Origin of the sequence: Capnocytophaga sputigena (assembly GCF_900446695.1) — a bacterium.
Classification (GTDB): Bacteria; Bacteroidota; Bacteroidia; order Flavobacteriales; family Flavobacteriaceae; genus Capnocytophaga; species Capnocytophaga sputigena.
The window spans coordinates 743,057-761,293 of the sequence record NZ_UAVP01000003.1; the positions used below are offsets into that span (position 1 = coordinate 743,057).

Below are 18,237 nucleotides of genomic sequence, written 5' to 3' on the forward strand. Positions count from 1 at the left end.
TGTGTTACAAATCATATTCGTAGTACGAGGCGTTACGGGTATTGAATAGGGCATAAGGATTTAGGAGAGGTTGTGCTTGGTGTCGCACTTCCCAAAATATAGTTGAGTCTATTTTTTGAGAGTTAGTGAGTTGATAAATGAGTTTACTCAAAGAGGGAAAAATTGGTTTTTCAAGTTCTAATACCAAAAAGACATCAGTATTGATGAAATGTTCACGCCCCAGAGGTTTACTTTTTAGGGCTGTATGTTGTTCTATAAAACTGTTGTAGAGTTTTTTAGCTTCTTGTACATCTACGGTTTCACCAGCTTCGGCTCTTTCCAACAGATTGAGTAGGTTTTCAAAAGTTTTAAGCATTTCTTGATAGTTGTAGAAAGTAGTAGCTTGTCTATTGTCTTCCATCAAATGGTCACTAGCAGCGGTGATGTGATTTTGCAGGAGTGCATTTAGCTGTGATTGCATCGTAAGAAGGTGGTTAGCACGCCTTTCGAAGTTGCCTATTTTTTGTTCAACAAAGCTACCCTGCAGAGGTTTATTGAAGTCAGCTATAATACTCTCGCGCGCTTCCATTATAGTAATTACATTGGCTTTTAGTGCTTTATATGCGTTCTCTACATCGTGCTTTTCAAAACCTAATATATTAGGCACTCCTTGTGAAAGATTGTCTTTTTTGAGATTTTTCAGAAGAGAATTTTTATTAGAAAGTTCAGGGGGTGTTTTGCCATTTTTCACTGCCTCTAAAGCATTGTTAATTTCTCGCAACTTATCAGGAGCAGCTGCCTCATTATAGCAAGCTGCAGTTAAAGTATTGCAAAAATTATAAAAGTTGATAATTGCGAGATCTTCATTTTCTTTGCTTATATATACATCTTCATCTTCCATTTCTTGATTGTAAAGAGCACTATTATCACTATCATCAGCAGTAAAAAAAGAATCTAAATCCCAATCAGGGAGTGAGAAAGTAGGGTTGTTGCCTTCTATAAGAACATAAGCCGTGAAAGTAACGCCCAAGGCAATAAGGATATTTCGGAGTGTTTTCATAGCAAACAAGTGAAAAATGAAAGCACAAAAGTAAAAAATAATTTGGCAATCTGCAAATTGCTAAATTTGCTCATTTGCCAATCATTTCATATCTTTGCCCTCATTATTTGGTTACTCGTAATTTATTGTTGCTATGAACCGCCGCAACCTCACTTTTATAATATGCCTCATCCTATCGGTTTTTATCTGGTCGTTAGTAAAACTTTCTAAAAATTTACTTAGGGAAGTATCTATCCCTGTGACAGTTATCAATCCCCCTGCCAACGAGGTATTTCTGCCTTCTGCCCCTAATTTCGTGAGAATTGTAGTTGAAGGCAATGGCTTTTCTCTTTTGAAATCCTACCGACAAAACCCTACCCTCACCGTTGATTTTACTGACCTGCAAGAGGTGAGTGAACACTTCTATACACTCTCCAAAAACAGTAAAGACAAGCTGAGCAATACTTATCTCGCAAACTTCAAAATACGCTCGGTAGTCTCCGATACGCTGCAACTGTATTTAGCGCCTAAACACACTAAAAAAATCCCCGTAGTGGTACATCTAAACGTGGAATACCCTAAAGAATACCAACTCACAGATCTAAAACTCTCCCCCGATTCGGTAGTGGCATCGGGTAGCCAAAAAGTGATAGACACGCTCTCTCAAGTTGTTTTTCACTATCATAGCAAACGCCCTATAAAGGATAATTTTAGTGAGACTTACACGCTCAAAAGCACGCCTTTGGTACATTTCAACACTCATAAAATAGCGATGCAAGCCTTTGTAGATAAGGTGAGTGAGCAAGAGTTGCGCGTACCGGTGAAAGTGATGAGGGTACCGAAAAACAGTCAGGTGAAAATTTTCCCTGATGAGGTGAGTGTGCTCTGTACGGGGGAATTAAACCTACTTAAAACACTCACTCCTAACGATATAGAAGTAACCGCCGATATGTGCGAGGCTAACGCAGGGCATATCCCATTGCAAATTAGCACTAACAAACGGCGTATAAAGGTGGCGCTAATGAACGAAGCTACCGTTGATTTTCTCATACGCAAAGAATGATGGTAGTAGGACTTACAGGAGGTATTGGCAGTGGCAAGAGCACGATAGCCAAAGCATTTGCTGCCTTAGGTATTGCAGTATTCAATTCAGATGAACAAGCTAAAGCGCTCATCGCTACCGATGCGCAGGTAAAGGAACGCATTATCGCTGCTTTTGGTGAGGAGGCTTACCACAATGGAGAATATAACCGCGCTTATATCGCCCAGATTGTGTTTAACAATTCTGAGAAATTGGCGATACTCAACAACATTGTACATCCTGCCCTTGCAAAATATTTTAAACAATGGGCTAAGAAACAAACGTCGCCTTATGTACTGAAAGAAGCTGCTATTCTCTTTGAAAGTGGAAGCTACAAAGATTGTGATTATATCATCACAGTTACAGCCCCTGAGGAGGTGCGCATTGCCCGTGTAATGGCACGCGACCATTGCACTGAAGCCCAAGTGCGGGCTCGTATGGCACAACAGTGGACTGATGAACAGCGCATTGCTTTTTCAAATGCGGTGATTGAAAACGTTGATTTGGAAAGTGCCAAAGAACAAGTGAAGAGAATTAATGACGAGTTACGAGTTACGAATGACGAGTTACGAATGACGGACGAAAGTTTGTAACACAACAACATTTGTTAATTATAAATTGTTAATTGAAAAAAATTATCATTATATCAACCCTTATCATTACCTTTTTAGGCATTACCTACGCTCTTTACGCCTTTCTGATGCAGATAGGGGTAGACGAGGGCTATGAACCTATACAACCTATTCACTTCTCTCACAAAATTCACGCAGGTGATAACCAAATCGATTGTAAATATTGCCATTCGGGAGCGCGGACTTCGGCAGTAGCAGGCGTGCCCTCACTCAATGTGTGTATGGGCTGCCACCTTACTATCTCGGAGTATGAGGGTGAAGAGGACACTGCCAATGGTTATACTAAAGATTTTTACACCAAAGAAATCAAGAAATTATACGAAGCAGTAGGCTGGGACGAACAGAAATTTCGTTATACGGCCACTGCTAAACCTGTGCAGTGGGTGCGCATTCACAAACTCCCCGACTTTACTTATTTCAATCACAGTCAGCACGTAACAGTGGGTGGGTTGGAATGTCAGAAATGTCACGGCGAAGTACAACAAATGGAGGTGGTACACCAGCACGCGCCTCTTACGATGGGGTGGTGTATAGAGTGCCACCGCCAAATGCCTGTGAATGCTAATAACCCTTATTATCAGCACTATGAAGAAGTGCACAAGGCTTTGGCTAAAAAGCTAAATGTAGCCAAACTAACCGTTGCCGAAATGGGAGGCTTAGAATGTGCAAAATGCCACTACTAATAATGACGAATGACGAGTTACGAATGACGAATGAGAATATACATAATATATCAACATCACGGCGAGATTTCCTAAAATTCTTAGGTTTTTCTACAGCGGTGGCAGCCTTGGCAGGTTGCGAAGGGGCGGTACATAAAACAATTCCGTATGTAATACAGCCCGAAAGTATTGTAGCAGGTGAAGCCAATTATTACGCTACTTGCATAGCCGATGGTTTTGACTTTGCCAGCGTACTGGTGAAAACTCGCGAAGGGCGACCCATTGCTGTATTGCGCAACCCCGAAGCCAAAGCAGGAGGGGCAGTGAATGCAAGGATATTGGCATCGGTATTGAGTTTGTATGACGAGCATAGAAACCCATCCCCTGCCCTCTCTCAAGGAGGGGAATTGTGGCAACAGCTGGATACTAAAGCCATTACAGCTTTAGAGAAAGCAAAAGCTGAAGGCAAGCAAATTGTGATGCTCAGTCAAACACTCGCAAGTCCGTCAAGTTATGCCTTAGTAGAACTATTAAAAGAAAAATACCCCACCTTTAAGCTCGTTGAATACGATACCATATCAGAAGATGCTATTCTCACCGCTTTTGAATGGCGCTATGGATTGCGTGCAATGCCCGATTACGATTTCAGCAAGGCAAAGCTCATTGTTTCCTTTGATGCCGATTTCTTAGGCGATTGGAATGGAGGGGGCTATGAAGCTGGCTATGCGCAAGGGCGTATTCCTAGCAAAGCAAACGGAATGTCGCGCCATATTCAGTTGGAAGCCAACCTCAGCCTTACAGGCGCTAATGCCGATGAGCGCATTGCCCTCACTCCTGACCAAGTGAAAAAAGCATTGGCTTACTGTTTCCAATACCTAAAAGGTTTTGAGGAGAATGAACAATTTCATTTCCCAAACTCTATTATAGAAAAAGAGGAGAATAAAGTTACTATTGAGGACAAAATAAAGAAAATAGCTTCCGAACTCAAAAAAGCGGGTAGCAAAGCCTTAGTAGTAACAGGTATTGATAGCGTTGAAGCTCAATTAATCGCTTTTGCTATCAATGAACATCTCCAAAGTGAAGCTTTCTCGCCTCAAACTCCCGTGCTTACCCGTAAAGGTAATGTTAAAGCTCTACAACAGCTACTCACCGATATGAACGAAGGTAAGGTAGGCGTTCTCTTTATCAACAATCTCAACCCTTTATACAGTTTGCCTAACGCCGAAGTGTTTGTCTCAGGCTTGAAGAAAGTACCTTTTTCGGTATCCTTTGCGATGCGCGCTGATGAAACTGCCCAGCAAACAACCCTTTGGGCGCCTCAACCGCATTATTTAGAGTCGTGGGGCGATGTAGAATTTAAATACGGGCACTACGGACTGATGCAACCTTGTATACGTCCGCTTTTCAACACCAAACAATGGCAAGACTGTTTTTTGCAATGGATAGGACACAAGGAGAGCTATTACGATTTTATCAAAGCTCATTGGGAAACCCATATCTTAAAAGGATTTTCTTGGAAACAAGCCCTGCACGATGGCACTTTTGTAAAAGAAGATATAAAATCTTTTGAGTTGCCGAAAGAAGAAAAAATCCCTTCACTGAGGAAACCGCCTATGACCCTCACACGTGAGGAAACTTTAAGGCTAATAGGCACAGTACTTCCCAGAGAATTAGTAGAAACACCTTTTGAACTCAGCCTCTATACCAGCACCGCTTTGGGAGACGGACAGCAAGCTAACAATCCTTGGCTACAAGAGCTTCCCGACCCTATCCACCGCACTACGTGGGATAACTTCCTCACGATGCACCCCAGCGATGCCCAACGTCTAAGTATTGAGAATTGGCATACTGCTGATGGTGCTTTGGACGGGTATCAGGCGAAAATCAGTGCTAACGGCAAAAGTATCATCGCTCCCGTACTCATCACCCCTGCGCAAGCACAAGGCAGTGTAGGGCTTGCCTTAGGTTATGGACGCAAGGCAGGCATACAAACCGAAATGCAAGTGGGGGTCAATGCCTTTGTGCTTTATAAAGACCATTGTAAAACCCAAGGCGTACAGATAGAAAAAGCAGAAGGCACTCACCAATTTGCCTGCTTGCAACTGCAAAATGAATTGGTAGGACGGAAAAATATCCTCAAAGAGATTTCTTTAGAGACTTTTTTAAGCGAATCCGCTGAAGTGTGGAATCCCAAACACCCTAAAACAAAGAAAGACCCTACTACCCCACATCATTTTAAACTCTCTATCGACTTAAATGCGTGTACTGGTTGTGCAGCTTGTGTGATCGCCTGCCACGCCGAAAACAATGTGCCCGTAGTAGGCAAAGAAGAAGTGCGCCGCTCTCGCGATATGCACTGGTTGCGCATCGACCGTTATGAATCAAGAGAAAACGAACAAAGGTGCGTAGGTTTTCAGCCCGTGATGTGTCAGCATTGTAATAATGCCCCTTGTGAGACTGTTTGCCCTGTAATCGCTACCGCTCACGGACAGCAAGGACAAAACCAAATGGCTTACAACCGCTGTGTAGGCACGCGCTACTGTGCTAATAACTGCCCCTATAAAGTGCGTAGGTTCAACTGGTTTCAGTATAGTGAAAACAAGCAGTTCAACTACAATATGAACAACGAAATAGGGCGTATGGTGCTCAACCCCGATGTAACGGTACGTTCGCGAGGAGTAATGGAAAAGTGTTCCCTCTGTATCCAGAACACCCAAGCGGTAATACTGAAAGCCAAAAGAGAAGGTCGTGCCGTTGCCCCAGGAGAGTTCAACAATGTAGTAGCTTGTGCAGCTGCTTGTAATACAGGGGCTATGGTATTTGGCGATGCTAACGAAGAAGGAAGCAAAATCGCCCAACTCAGTGCCAGTGAGCGTATGTATCAGCTTTTAGCAGAGCTCAACACCGACCCTAATGTGGTGTATCAAGTGAAAGTTAGGAATTAGGAGTTATGAAGTTTTATATATTTTTCATATACCTTTGGTGTGTTTCTCCTTGTGTGCTCTACGCAGGGATAGACCACTTATTGCCTGCACCGCAACAAGTTATCGCTAATGGACAACGCTACAAGGTAGCCTCGGCAGAAACACGTCCGATTATTATTGTAGAAATGGTAGCCGATTTGCCCGAAATTCCCGTCAATAAAGAAGAAGGGTATATGTTAGAAGTTACTAAAAATTGCATTCTCATCAGGGCTATCAGTGGGAAAGGTGTGTATTGGGCGAAACAAACATTAAAGCAACTTTTGGTTACCAAAGGCAATAAAGCCTATTACGAAGGATGCAAAATCATCGATTATCCTGCTTTTAGAGTGCGCGGTTTTATGCAAGATGTAGGACGTACCTTTATGAGTTTGGAGGAGTTGAAAAGAGAAATAGCACTACTTTCGCAGTACAAAATCAATGTATTTCATTGGCATCTCACCGAAAACCAAGGGTGGCGTTTGCAGAGTTTGCGCTATCCTGAACTCAATGCTCCTTCTAGCTATGAGCGTATGCCTGCCCAATATTATACCCTACAAGAAGCCAAAGAGTTAGTCACTTTCTGCAAAAAACACAACGTATTGCTCATCCCTGAAATTGATATGCCTGGACACAGTCGTGCTTTTGAAAAGGCTTTTGGGGTAGCTATGCAATCGGAAAAAGGAATGGCAATTCTCAAAGAACTATTGGATGAGGTAGTCGAAAATTTTGATGTTCCTTATATTCACATAGGCACTGATGAAGTAGTTTTTAGCAATCCGCAGTTTGTACCCGAAATGGTGTCTTACTTGCGTAATAAAGGCAAAAAGGTGATTTCGTGGAATCCTGGGTGGCAATATAAAGCAGGTGAAATAGATATGACCCAACTGTGGAGCTATCGAGGTAAAGCACAAAAAGGCATTCCTGCTATTGATAGCAAATTTCACTATATCAATCATTTCGATGCTTTTGCCGATTTGGTTGCCCTCTACAACAGCAGAATTTTAAATGTAGCCCAAGGTGACGACGACCACGCGGGAGCTATTATAGGGTTATGGAACGACCGCTATATCAAAGGAGAGAGAGATATTCTCATACAAAACAATTTCTATCCTGCAATGCTCGCCTTAGCCGAGCGCTCTTGGAAAGGAGGAGGCAGTGAATATTTCGATGGCAAAGGCACTATGCTCCCCACAGATACCAACGACCCTATATTCCGGCAGTTTGCTGATTTTGAGAGGCGTATGTGCTGGCATAAAGCCCATTATTTTGGTGATGAACCCTTTGCCTACGTACCCCAAACCAACGTAGTCTGGCGCATTACCGATGCATTTCCTAACAATGGCAATCTTGCTCAATCCTTTCCGCCTGAGAAAGCTTTAAAAGAAAGCTACTCTTATGAAGGAAAAACTTATCACACCCATAAAGCTATAGGGGCTGGTATTTATTTGCGACATACTTGGGGCGATCTTGTACCTGCTTTTTATAAAAAACCTCAACCTAACCACACTGCTTATGCGTATACTTATGTATATTCACCTGAAGAACAACCAGTTGGTTTATGGATAAGTTTTCAAGATTACAGTCGGTCGGAAAAAGATCTACCTCCGCCGCAAGGTAAATGGGATTATAAGGAGAGTAAAATTTGGTTAAACGATACAGAACTCTCTCCTCCTATATGGGAATCAACTCACAGAGAACTCTCTAACGAAATACCTCTTACTAACGAAAATTTCCAAGTGCGTCCTCCTTTGCAAGTTACCCTCAACAAGGGATGGAATAAAGTGTTACTCAAGCTACCTGTAGGAGCTTTCTCTACCCCCGAAGTGCGATTGGTGAAATGGCAATTCACTTGTGTGTTTGTAACCCCTGACGGCAAGGACGCTGTAAAAAATCTTATTTATGCAGATACTCAACGATAAATCCTATCATACCATCAGTGAAGATATAGCGCGCCCCATCGAAGGTCGTGCTTCTCGCGCGTGGTGGATTGCCTTTGGCATTACCCTCCTTGCGACCCTCTGGGGGGTGTGGGCAATATGGGTAACCTTGCGCGACGGCATAGGCGCGTGGGGGCTCAACAAAAGCGTAGGCTGGGCGTGGGACATCACCAACTTTGTGTGGTGGATAGGTATCGGGCACGCGGGAACACTCATCTCGGCAGTATTGTTGCTCTTTCGCCAACAGTGGCGGGTGGCTATCAATCGCTCGGCTGAAGCAATGACTATTTTCGCTGTGTTGCAAGCGAGTATCTTCCCTATCCTGCATTTATGCAGACCGTGGTTGCTACATTTCAACTTGCCTATTCCCAACCAATACGGCTCGTTGTGGGACAATTTCAACTCGCCTTTGCTATGGGATGTGTTTGCTATTGCTACCTACTTTTCAGTATCCTTAGTGTTTTGGTGGGTGGGCTTACTCCCTGATTTTGCGATGTTGCGCGATCGTGCTCTCAAGCCTTTTCAGAAGAAGATTTACAGCTTGCTAAGTTTCGGTTGGAGCGGGCGCGCCAAAGATTGGCAACGTATGGAAGAAACAATGCTTTTATTAGCTGGTATTGCCACTCCATTAGTCATTTCGGTGCATACTATCGTCTCTTTTGATTTTGCTACTTCGGTGGTCTCTGGTTGGCACACTACTATCTTCCCGCCCTACTTTGTAGCAGGCGCTATCTTTTCGGGGTTTGCAATGGTGAGTTTGCTACTGATTATTTTGCGCAAAGTATGTAATTTAGAAGCCTATATCACCCTCAAACACATCGAGCTGATGAACACTGTAATGTTAGTGGCTGGTAGTATTGTAGCGGTTGCTTACCTCACCGAGTTTTTTATGGCTATGCGTTCTCACTCGGAGTTTGAACAATACGTATTCCACAATCGCGCTACAGGTGCCTATGCGTGGGCATTCTGGACGATGATTATTTGCAATATTGTCCTCCCTCAATTGCTATGGCTCAAAAAGTTACGCCGTAGTATTACCTTTTCAGTATGCGTTGCTTTGGCAGTATGTGTGGGGATGTGGTTCGAGCGTTTTGTAATTATCGTTACCTCACTGCATCGCGGTTATCTGCCGTCGTCGTGGACGATGTTCAGTCCTACGTGGGTGGATATAGGGATATTTGTAGGCACTTTAGGGTTCTTCTTTTTGTTGTTTTTATTATATGCAAGGAGCTTCCCGATGATTGCACAAGCTGAGGTGAAAGGAGGCAGGTGTCAGGTGTCAGGGGACAGATGTCAGGGGACAGATGTTAGTGGGCAGGAGTCTCTTAACTCTTATCTCTTAACTCTTAACTCTCCTGAAGAACTTTTAGATAAAATAAAAGAATTAAAATCAGATGGTAGGGAAATTCAAGAAGTATATACGCCTTTTTATGTACACGGTTTAGCCGAAGCCTTGGGGCTCAAGCGCACTCGCTTAGGCAAAGCTACTTTTCTATATGGACTTATAGGCTTGTTTTTCGGTTGTTGGCTCACCTATATCACAATGATAAAAGACTGGCCAATGGATATTGGCGGAAAGCCTAATGCCACTTTCTGGCAAAACCTTCCTGCTTTTGTACCGGTAATATTCGAGTTGGTTGTATATTTTGCAGCGCATCTATTGGTGATTAGTTTCTTTATCAGAAGTAGGTTATATCCATTCAAAAAAGCTGAAAATCCTATAAAGAAAAGTAGTGATGATAAATTCGTAATTCAGGTAAGAGATAACAATTAACAATTAAGAAATAATAATTAACAAATAATGGGATATGTTGATATTCATATAATATATATATTTTGTCGCTACACTTTGACAAAGTTTAAGACTTTGTCAAAGTCCCTGATGTATGTATTACTGATGTTATTAGCAGTTGGTTGTAGGAACAAGCAACAGCGCAACATTGAGTTTATGCCCGATATGTATGAGAGTCCTGCTTATAAAACTTATGAAGTTGCTCCGCTCTCTCCTCCTGAACACACTGTGAAAAGAGGTGAGTTGCCCTATAGCTACCCCAATACTATTGAAGGTTATGAGCAAGCCAAAGTTCAATTGCACAACCCTTTAGCTACTGATACCCTACAACAAACTCAAAACCTAACTGATGGTAAAGCACTCTACGGCATCTATTGCGCGCTCTGCCACGGTGAGAAAGGCGATGGTAAAGGAATTTTAGTGCAAAGGGAAAAGTTTTTTGGAGTGCCTAATTATAAAAATCGGGATTTTACGGAGGGGAGTATCTATCACGTAATTTACTACGGACGCAATGCAATGCCCGCTTTTGCTACCCAACTCAGTGAGAAAGAGCGCTGGCAAGTAACAATGTACGTAGAACAGCTAAGAGATAAGAGGTAAGAAGTATGAGCATATTGTTTTTAACATATTCAATTCTATTGTTTATTGCGCTTACATTAGTAGGGGTATTGGTATTCTATGCCATCAACAAAGTCACGCACGCTGAGTGGGCTATGAGTTTGTACCCTATAATGAAGCGTATCACAACACCTTTGTGGTTAGTGTTATTAGTTTTGTTAGGAGTGTTGTATATAGTGCATCGCGATCCTTATTTTCTGTTGCGTGCTGTAGGTTATATGGCAGTATGGGTGGGGTATCGCTATACTTTAAAAAAGTTTAAGAGTTTAACGCCTCACGTACTATTCTTAGTCATTTTCTTTCTTACTGAAACTCCAATGGCGTGGGATTGGTTTTTGAGTCTCACTCCCGAATGGCACAGCACCCTCTTTGCGTGGCAATTGCTCAGCAGTTTTCTGCTCTCAGGCATTGCGCTTGTTACCCTCTTTAGCAAGCCAGAGCACTATCACGATTTAGGCAAATACCTGTTTGGATTCTCTATTTTTTGGGCGTATTTGTGGTTCTCACAATATATGCTGATATGGTACGCTAATATCCCTGAAGAAACTATTTATTACCAAACCCTTCTTAGCAAAGGCTATGGAGAGGCAATTGTTGTAATGTTCATTCTCAGTTTTGTGCTACCTTTTCTCATTTTGCTTTCCTCCAAAGCCAAACAAAAAAAGCTGCTCCTTTTTGGAACAGCTATCTTTATATTATTGGGGCAATACCTCAATTTTTATTTAATGGTAATGCCGTTTGTAAAATAATTTGTGACCACAAGGGGACTCGAACCTCTATCTTCAGAACCGGAATCTGACATTCTATCCATTGAACTATGCGGCCCTTCTTATTAAAATATATACTACTATGACAATAATTTCTTCACAATATCCGAAATCAATTTGCCGTCGGCTTTGCCTGCTAATTGCTTAGTAGCTGCGCCCATTACCTTGCCCATATCCTTAGGGCTTGTAGCACCTACTTGGGCAATAATGCCTTTCAACGCTTCTTCTACTTCGGCTTCACTGAGCTGGGCTGGCAAGAATTTCTCTATCACTGCCATTTGTGCCAATTCAGGTTCAGCTAAATCATTGCGACCTTGCTGGGTGTAGAGCGCGGCGCTATCTTTGCGCTGTTTTACTAATTTTTGCAATAGTTTGAGCTCGTCGGCTTCCGATAATTCTTCAGAGGCTCCTGCTTCGGTTCTGGCTAACAATATAGCCGATTTGATGGCTCTTAGCGATTCTAAAGCTACCGTATCTTTGGCTTTCATCGCTTCTTTGAGCGCTTCCATTACTTTAGTTTGTAAACTCATAATTCATTTAGTGTTTTGTGGGGCAAAAGTAAAGCAATATTTCTAAATTGCCAACAGTTCTCCCCTATTTTTATTTCCAACGAAGGGTTTCCATTATGCGGCGCATATCTCTCTGCAAATAATCACTCGCTGGTTGTACCGAGTCGTAATTAGGTTCTACATTAAAATAAATAGACCCCGAGATAAAGTGTTTCAAACTATCGGTAGCGTAAAACTGTGATTGTGAAGCCGCATTGCCATACACTTGATAGAACATACCATATACTTTGGTCGTATCGTTCACAAAAGTGGTGGCTGCAATATTATCGGCTTTTACAGTGTGCTTATAAGTGAAGTTCTGTGCATCGGTGAGGAGTTTGCGTATATTGCCATCTACATTTTTATAAGTGAGGTAGATAGTTGCCTTCATCGCTGGATAATTGATATTCACATCACAAGAGTTGGCTTTATGTTCTATAGACGAAAGGGTGTTTGCCTCAAAAGTAAACGGGCAGTAAGGCAAATCGGTTACAGAGCTATAAGCTGCTTGCGGATAATCCAAACGAAGTCCGCCTTTAGGTTTGGGTAAAATATCGGTAGCACAGGCGGCTATTGAAAGCGCCCCAATAAAGATTAAAATGCTGTATATAAATGTTTTCATTGGAATCAATAACAAAAAACCTCAGCGCAACTGCTAAGGTTTTCCAGTAATTTTAAAATTTATATAATGAGAAACTATTTAGCTTCTGCATTTTCGGCTTTGTGCTCGCCGTCTTTTTTGCAGCAAGATTTCTTTTTACCATCTTTGCTACACTCTTTTTTGTCGGCTTCGTTACCGTCTTTTTTGCAGCAAGATTTTTTCTTACCGTCTTTGCTACATTCTTTTTTCTCGCCGTCTTTATCGCAAGATTTTTTCACTTTCACACCACCGTTACCATCTTGGTCTACGATAAGAGATTTAGCTACTTTATTGAGATTAAGGGTCATAGCCCCTGCGTTAGCACTGAACGCGAACATAGCGAATGCTACAAGCATCATTTTAAAAGTGTTCTTCATACAATATATTTATTTAGTTATTAATTTTTTTTCAATGTTAAGAGCGTATGGTAAAACCTATTCCTGCTACAGCGATTTTCACTCCTTCGATAGTGGATAACTGTTCGCAACAATGGGAGAGTGTAGCCCCTGTAGTGATAAGGTCGTCTATGAGTAGTATATGTTTGTTTTTCAGTTTTTCAGGCTGCTGCAACACAAATATATGTTCGCTTTCCTCCAAACGCCGCCACGATATTTTTCTGGTTTGAGTAGTATTAGCAGTAACCTTTAGCAACACATCATCTACATAGCTCACTCCTAATACCTTAGCAACTGTTTTAGCTAATAAAGCCACTTGGTTGTAACCTCTTTTCTTTAGTTTATCACGGTGCAAGGGCACGGGAATTACCACTTCTACTAACTGATAGAGAGGCGATTGAGAGAGCCTATTACCCAGCCAATTGCCAAGCCACTCGCCTATTTGTTCTTCACCTCTGTACTTGAGATGATGTATCAAATGTTGTGCCACACTACCTTTTTGAAAGTAAAATAATGTCATTGCGGCTGTAATATCATTTTGTAGCGAGAGCAGTTGCATTACCTGATTATCTGCTCGCAAATGAAAATGAGTTTCCTCTAAATCTCTGCTGCAATCTCGGCACAAAAAGCGTTCTTCCTCTTTCAGCATTTTGCCACAAGCCCTGCAGTAATGAGGAGTAAAAACCGACAATAAATCTGATAGTATCATAGTTTTAGTTTTAGGGGTTAGAGGTTCGTGATTCGTTAGCTAAAAAACACAATTACAACAACTTTTTCGGCAAAGATACTCCTTTTTCCAAAAAATAATAGTACCTTTGTCCAATTATTTTCAATCTCAAACGAAACTCAATCTATTTTTATAACTGAAAATCAATTGAATATATGGCAAATACAGACGATCAATTCAAAAAAGTTATTGCTCACGCCAAAGAATATGGCTTTATTTTTCCATCCAGTGAAATCTACGACGGACTTGGTGCCGTGTACGATTACGGTCAGAATGGCGTTGAACTCAAAAAGAATATCCGCGAATATTGGTGGCGCGCAATGGTGCAGATGAATGAGAACATTGTGGGTATCGATGCTGCTATTTTTATGCACCCTACTACGTGGAAGGCTTCTGGACACGTGGATGCTTTCAACGACCCACTGATTGATAACAAAGACTCTAAAAAACGCTACCGCGCCGATGTGCTCGTAGAAGATTACGTAGCCAAACTCGACGATAAAATTGAAAAAGAAATTGCTAAAGCTCAAAAACGTTTTGGCGATGCTTTTGACCGCGAGCAGTTTGTAACTACCAATCCTCGTGTGTTAGAATACAAACAACGCGGTGAAGAAATATTACACCGCTTGGGCAAATCGCTTGAGAAAGAAGACCTCGCCGATGTAAAAGCCCTTATCGAAGAACTCGAAATTGCCGACCCGGAAACAGGTTCACGCAACTGGACAGATGTAAAACAGTTCAACCTAATGTTCGGCACCAAAATAGGCGCCTCTGCCGATGCCTCTATGGATTTATACTTGCGCCCAGAAACCGCTCAGGGTATTTTTGTAAACTTCCTCAACGTACAAAAATCTGGGCGTATGAAAATTCCTTTCGGGATTGCCCAAACAGGTAAAGCCTTCCGCAACGAGATTGTGGCGCGCCAATTTATCTTCCGTATGCGCGAGTTCGAACAAATGGAAATGCAATTCTTCATCAAACCAGGTACCCAACAACAATGGTATGAGTATTGGAAAGAAACCCGCCTCAAATGGCACTTATCGCTCGGTATGGGTGAAGAAAACTATCGTTACCACCCACACGAAAAGCTCGCTCACTATGCCGATGCAGCTTGCGACATTGAGTTCCGTTTTCCATTTGGTTTCAAAGAATTAGAAGGTATCCACTCTCGTACTAATTTTGACCTTGGTAACCACGAGAAATATTCAGGTAAAAAAATGCAATACTTTGACCCTGAAGAAAAAGTGAGCTATACTCCTTATGTACTCGAAACCTCTATCGGGCTTGACCGTATGTTCCTTGCGGTATTCTCTAACTCATTGCAAGAAGAAGCCTTAGAAGGAGGAGATACCCGCACCGTTTTGCGTTTGCCTTTTGTGTTGGCGCCTACCAAAGTAGCCGTATTGCCATTGCTCAAAAAAGACGGACTTCCAGAAGTTGCCGAGCAAATAGTGAACGAGTTAAAATACGATTTCAATGTAGCTTACGACGAAAAAGATGCCGTAGGTCGCCGTTATCGCCGCCAAGATGCCGTAGGTACACCTTTCTGTGTGACTGTTGATCACCAAACTTTGGAAGACAACACCGTTACTTTGCGCCACCGCGACACTATGGAGCAAGTGCGCATTGCCATCCCCGAATTGCGCGCTACCATTGCTAAAGAAGTGGATATGCGCAATTGGCTGCACAAATTAGATAAGAAGTAAGAGATAAGAGGTAAGAAAATGACTGAAAATCCAACAATTAACCGTCCTGTGCCTATAGACGAAGAAGTGTTGTGGGATAAAACCACTACCCTGATGAGTCGCACTAACAAGCACGGGCATATAATGGAAACCAATAAGGCATTTCAGGAAGTATCAGGCTATACCGAGGCTGAGTTGTATGACCAGCCTCATAGCCTTATCCGCCACCCCGATATGCCCAAAGTAGTATTCAAAATACTGTGGGACAACCTTAAAGGGCGTAACAACTTCCACGCTATCATCAAGAATCTTTCTAAAAGTGGACGTTATTATTGGGTAATCACCAATTTTCAAATCGTACGTGATGAACACGATGAGATTACTGCCTTTGTATCACACCGCAAAGCATTGCCTAAAGCACTCATCAGCGAGCATATAGCCCCTTTGTACGAACGACTCTTAAAGATTGAAAAAGCCAATGGTTTGGAAGTAAGCGAACGTTATTTCAACGGTTTTTTAGAAGACCGCAAAACTACCTACGATGCTTTCATCCGTCAGTTGCTCAAAGAAAACGCTGAAGAAATCAAAGCCTTCTACAACAACGAAAACACTGATAGTTTTTTGAATGATTTGATACAATGAAATACCTTTTATTACTCTTCCTTATTATTTTCCCCCTCTCCCCTGCCCTTTCGCAGGAAACTGATTCTATTCCTGAAAGTGTATTGGATAGTTTATTTGATAATTTGGAAAAAGGAGGTCTGGAAATGGTTAATACTAATTATTGTTCATTTAACAGAAGCTACAAAATCAATAAGCACCTCACTTATGAGTACAAAAAACCGCGCTTTGTAGATATCTTCAACAAGATACCGCGTAATATAGGAAAATCGGCGGTGGAGATGGTGTCTAAACCAAATTACCCTTACGGATTGGCGGCTATTGGTGCTACTGCGGCACTTATTCCTGCCGACCCTTGGCTGATTAGAGAAAGTAGAAGTTTGGGTGAGAATTTAGGACTAAATGAAGCGCATACTTATAAGAAATTAGGTTTTTTAAAAATCGTCCCTGCCGATGTAAATTCTGCTTTATACTTCATAGGGAATGGTACTACTTTTATCATCATCAGTGGGGGGATGGCTACCTATGGACTCATCACAGGTGATTATCGCGCCAAAAGTACTGCTATGCAGATATTAGAAAGTATTATCGTATCAGGGGCATTTGTGCAACCTATCAAACGACTCACAGGGCGCGAGAGTCCGTTTATTACGGCTAACGATGGGCGTTGGCACAGCCATTGGACGTTTGCTCCCAGCTTTAAAGCCTATCAAGAGGATACGCCTCACTACGATGCAATGCCTTCAGGACACCTCACTACAGCAATGTCCGCACTTACGGTGATTGCCGAAAACTATCCCGATTACAAATGGATAAAGCCCGTAGGTTACACTGCTTTAGGTTTGATGTGTTACGAGATGATGCAAAGTAAAGTACACTGGGCTTCCGATTACCCTATCGCCCTATTCGTGGGGTATATCACTGGTAAAACGATTGCTAACAGACGTATTACTAAAGTAAAAACAGAAGAAGTAAATGCTCTCAACCCTAAAAAATATCATTGGGAATTTAGCACTTCCAATACTTGGGACGGCTATCAGTTAGTAGGGGTAAATATTAGATTTAGATAAGAGGTAAGAGATAAGAAAAAAGCTGTTCAGCGGTTGCTGAACAGCTTTTTTTGTTATTAGCCTCTTAGTTGTTTTTCTAAAGCGATGGCTTTAGGGAAAAGGATATTGTTTTCGAGGTGGATATGGCGATTTAAATCGGCTTCAAACTCTTGGAGCATTTGGTAAGTTACTTTGTAAGTGTTGCAAGCATCGGCAGGAGGTGTATAGTTGTTAGTAAGTTTTACAATCTCTTCAAAACGCTCACCTTCTACACTGTGTTCGTGCATCATCATAGCTACTGGATTTTCTACTGTACCAAAAGGTATTTCGCCAAGAGCCTCACCTGATTGTTGTTTTTTCACAAGATTTTCGATAAAAGGGAAAAGTACATTTTCTTCTTTTACAAAGTGGGATGCGAGGTCTTGCGCACTCTCATTGAAAATACGATTGATTTCAAAAAGCTCGGGATGACGATCGCCGTGTACACGACATAATTTATCTAAAAATTGCAAGAGCATAGGAGATTTGTCGCGCACATATTGGTGGTGAATACGTACAATATAGTTAGCCAAAAGGTCGAGAGGCCAATCACGTACATCTACTTCGTTGCTATTGCCTTTAGGGAGAGCTTCTAATTCGTTGATGAGAGCTTGTTTATCTACGTTTTTTTTGTCGCAAGCCTCGTCTATAGAGCGACCGCCTTTGCAGCAAAAGTCGATACCGTGTTTTTTAAATATAGCCGCTGTGCGGAAGTCATCGGCAACAATTTCGCCAATGGTTTTGTTTGTTGATATACTCATAGTGATTTAAATTTAGGGTGCAAAGATACAAAAGTATTTTGAATAATAAAAGTGTTTAAAATCTTTTTATTAGATTTGTATAGAAAGTGCCAACAAATAAAAAGGGAAAAACTATGAAAGTCAAATTTTAACACTATTTAATTTTCAGCAATATTTTAACATTATATTTAGATACTTTGCAATTGAAAAGGTATTTTATTGTATAAAAATCAATATAATTAAGATTTTAATGCGTTTTTAGCAGTTAAAAATCATTATTTTTAATAATCCTTTTAAATATTTTTAAATATTTTTTAAGAAAA

Annotated in this window: 17 protein-coding genes and 1 tRNA gene; 11 read left to right on the forward strand and 7 right to left on the reverse strand. The window is 41.6% G+C overall.

The features are described from left to right. Positions 1–4: 4 nt before the first annotated feature. Positions 5–1,039, reverse strand: a complete 1,035-nt coding sequence (locus DR017_RS03415) for a hypothetical protein (protein WP_002680183.1) — start codon at positions 1,037–1,039, stop codon at positions 5–7. A gap of 133 nt (positions 1,040–1,172) precedes the next feature. On the opposite strand from DR017_RS03415, the gene DR017_RS03420 reads away from it, so the two are divergent. From DR017_RS03420 to DR017_RS03455, 8 genes are all read left to right on the forward strand, one after another. After that, complete coding sequence (locus DR017_RS03420; protein ID WP_002680112.1) at positions 1,173–2,081, forward strand: YbbR-like domain-containing protein; 909 nt, start codon at positions 1,173–1,175, stop codon at positions 2,079–2,081. Next, on the forward strand, positions 2,078–2,692 hold the full coding sequence (gene coaE / locus DR017_RS03425; RefSeq protein ID WP_040361374.1) for a dephospho-CoA kinase: 615 nt from the start codon (positions 2,078–2,080) through the stop codon (positions 2,690–2,692). Before DR017_RS03420 ends, coaE begins: the two co-directional genes overlap by 4 nt. Positions 2,693–2,724: 32 nt before the next feature. Further along, complete coding sequence (locus DR017_RS03430; protein ID WP_002680212.1) at positions 2,725–3,414, forward strand: cytochrome c3 family protein; 690 nt, start codon at positions 2,725–2,727, stop codon at positions 3,412–3,414. Positions 3,415–3,437: 23 nt separating this feature from the next. Then, on the forward strand, positions 3,438–6,338 hold the full coding sequence (locus tag DR017_RS03435) for a 4Fe-4S dicluster domain-containing protein (RefSeq protein WP_040361410.1): 2,901 nt from the start codon (positions 3,438–3,440) through the stop codon (positions 6,336–6,338). A gap of 5 nt (positions 6,339–6,343) precedes the next feature. Further along, the gene (locus DR017_RS03440) at positions 6,344–8,275 is read left to right on the forward strand and encodes a family 20 glycosylhydrolase (RefSeq protein ID WP_002680093.1); all 1,932 of its coding nucleotides are present in this window, start codon (positions 6,344–6,346) and stop codon (positions 8,273–8,275) included. Next, complete coding sequence (locus DR017_RS03445; RefSeq protein WP_002680191.1) at positions 8,256–10,067, forward strand: quinol:electron acceptor oxidoreductase subunit ActD; 1,812 nt, start codon at positions 8,256–8,258, stop codon at positions 10,065–10,067. Before DR017_RS03440 ends, DR017_RS03445 begins: the two co-directional genes overlap by 20 nt. Positions 10,068–10,175: 108 nt before the next feature. Further along, positions 10,176–10,685, forward strand: a complete 510-nt coding sequence (locus DR017_RS03450; RefSeq protein WP_002680160.1) for a c-type cytochrome — start codon at positions 10,176–10,178, stop codon at positions 10,683–10,685. Between the two features lie 5 nt (positions 10,686–10,690). Continuing rightward, on the forward strand, positions 10,691–11,452 hold the full coding sequence (locus tag DR017_RS03455; RefSeq protein WP_040361377.1) for a hypothetical protein: 762 nt from the start codon (positions 10,691–10,693) through the stop codon (positions 11,450–11,452). Between the two features lie 4 nt (positions 11,453–11,456). Here DR017_RS03455 and DR017_RS03460 read toward each other — a convergent pair. From DR017_RS03460 to DR017_RS03480, 5 genes are all read right to left on the reverse strand, one after another. After that, positions 11,457–11,528, reverse strand: a tRNA-Arg gene (locus DR017_RS03460). 22 nt (positions 11,529–11,550) lie between these two features. Continuing rightward, positions 11,551–12,000, reverse strand: a complete 450-nt coding sequence (locus tag DR017_RS03465; RefSeq protein ID WP_002680144.1) for a GatB/YqeY domain-containing protein — start codon at positions 11,998–12,000, stop codon at positions 11,551–11,553. Positions 12,001–12,070: 70 nt separating this feature from the next. Next, positions 12,071–12,640 (reverse strand): gliding motility lipoprotein GldD, encoded by a 570-nt coding sequence (gldD, locus tag DR017_RS03470; RefSeq protein ID WP_002680189.1) that lies wholly within the window; start codon positions 12,638–12,640, stop codon positions 12,071–12,073. A gap of 74 nt (positions 12,641–12,714) precedes the next feature. Next, complete coding sequence (locus DR017_RS03475; protein WP_002680135.1) at positions 12,715–13,035, reverse strand: hypothetical protein; 321 nt, start codon at positions 13,033–13,035, stop codon at positions 12,715–12,717. Positions 13,036–13,072: 37 nt separating this feature from the next. Then, positions 13,073–13,762, reverse strand: a complete 690-nt coding sequence (locus DR017_RS03480) for a ComF family protein (RefSeq protein ID WP_040361379.1) — start codon at positions 13,760–13,762, stop codon at positions 13,073–13,075. A gap of 173 nt (positions 13,763–13,935) precedes the next feature. Here DR017_RS03480 and DR017_RS03485 point away from each other — a divergent pair, with 173 nt between their 5' ends. The 3 genes from DR017_RS03485 to DR017_RS03495 are packed head-to-tail and all read left to right on the forward strand — an operon-like array spanning position 13,936 to position 17,156. Further along, a complete protein-coding gene (locus DR017_RS03485; RefSeq protein WP_002680202.1) occupies positions 13,936–15,486 on the forward strand; it encodes a glycine--tRNA ligase in 1,551 nt (516 codons plus the stop codon). Between the two features lie 18 nt (positions 15,487–15,504). Then, entirely contained in the window at positions 15,505–16,107 is a 603-nt protein-coding gene (locus DR017_RS03490) for a PAS domain-containing protein (RefSeq protein WP_002680146.1), read from the forward strand. Next, entirely contained in the window at positions 16,104–17,156 is a 1,053-nt protein-coding gene (locus tag DR017_RS03495) for a phosphatase PAP2 family protein (protein ID WP_002680168.1), read from the forward strand. The genes DR017_RS03490 and DR017_RS03495 overlap by 4 nt, the downstream gene beginning before the upstream one ends. Before the next feature lie 56 nt (positions 17,157–17,212). Here the strand turns inward: DR017_RS03495 and ric are convergent, their stop codons facing one another. After that, positions 17,213–17,935, reverse strand: coding sequence for an iron-sulfur cluster repair di-iron protein (gene ric / locus DR017_RS03500; protein WP_002680102.1), 723 nt, complete (start codon positions 17,933–17,935; stop codon positions 17,213–17,215). Between the last annotated feature and the right edge of the window lie 302 nt (positions 17,936–18,237).

What these genes read in the sequence shown, in the direction of transcription:
- DR017_RS03415 (WP_002680183.1), bottom strand. Translation starts at nt 1,039, where the DNA reads ATGAAAACACTCCGAAATATCCTTATTGCCTTGGGCGTTACTTTCACG.
- DR017_RS03420 (WP_002680112.1), top strand. Translation starts at nt 1,173, where the DNA reads ATGAACCGCCGCAACCTCACTTTTATAATATGCCTCATCCTATCGGTT.
- coaE (WP_040361374.1), top strand. Translation starts at nt 2,078, where the DNA reads ATGATGGTAGTAGGACTTACAGGAGGTATTGGCAGTGGCAAGAGCACG.
- DR017_RS03435 (WP_040361410.1), top strand. Translation starts at nt 3,438, where the DNA reads ATGACGAATGAGAATATACATAATATATCAACATCACGGCGAGATTTC.
- DR017_RS03440 (WP_002680093.1), top strand. Translation starts at nt 6,344, where the DNA reads ATGAAGTTTTATATATTTTTCATATACCTTTGGTGTGTTTCTCCTTGT.
- DR017_RS03445 (WP_002680191.1), top strand. Translation starts at nt 8,256, where the DNA reads ATGCAGATACTCAACGATAAATCCTATCATACCATCAGTGAAGATATA.
- DR017_RS03450 (WP_002680160.1), top strand. Translation starts at nt 10,176, where the DNA reads ATGTATGTATTACTGATGTTATTAGCAGTTGGTTGTAGGAACAAGCAA.
- DR017_RS03455 (WP_040361377.1), top strand. Translation starts at nt 10,691, where the DNA reads ATGAGCATATTGTTTTTAACATATTCAATTCTATTGTTTATTGCGCTT.
- DR017_RS03465 (WP_002680144.1), bottom strand. Translation starts at nt 12,000, where the DNA reads ATGAGTTTACAAACTAAAGTAATGGAAGCGCTCAAAGAAGCGATGAAA.
- gldD (WP_002680189.1), bottom strand. Translation starts at nt 12,640, where the DNA reads ATGAAAACATTTATATACAGCATTTTAATCTTTATTGGGGCGCTTTCA.
- DR017_RS03475 (WP_002680135.1), bottom strand. Translation starts at nt 13,035, where the DNA reads ATGAAGAACACTTTTAAAATGATGCTTGTAGCATTCGCTATGTTCGCG.
- DR017_RS03480 (WP_040361379.1), bottom strand. Translation starts at nt 13,762, where the DNA reads ATGATACTATCAGATTTATTGTCGGTTTTTACTCCTCATTACTGCAGG.
- DR017_RS03485 (WP_002680202.1), top strand. Translation starts at nt 13,936, where the DNA reads ATGGCAAATACAGACGATCAATTCAAAAAAGTTATTGCTCACGCCAAA.
- DR017_RS03490 (WP_002680146.1), top strand. Translation starts at nt 15,505, where the DNA reads ATGACTGAAAATCCAACAATTAACCGTCCTGTGCCTATAGACGAAGAA.
- DR017_RS03495 (WP_002680168.1), top strand. Translation starts at nt 16,104, where the DNA reads ATGAAATACCTTTTATTACTCTTCCTTATTATTTTCCCCCTCTCCCCT.
- ric (WP_002680102.1), bottom strand. Translation starts at nt 17,935, where the DNA reads ATGAGTATATCAACAAACAAAACCATTGGCGAAATTGTTGCCGATGAC.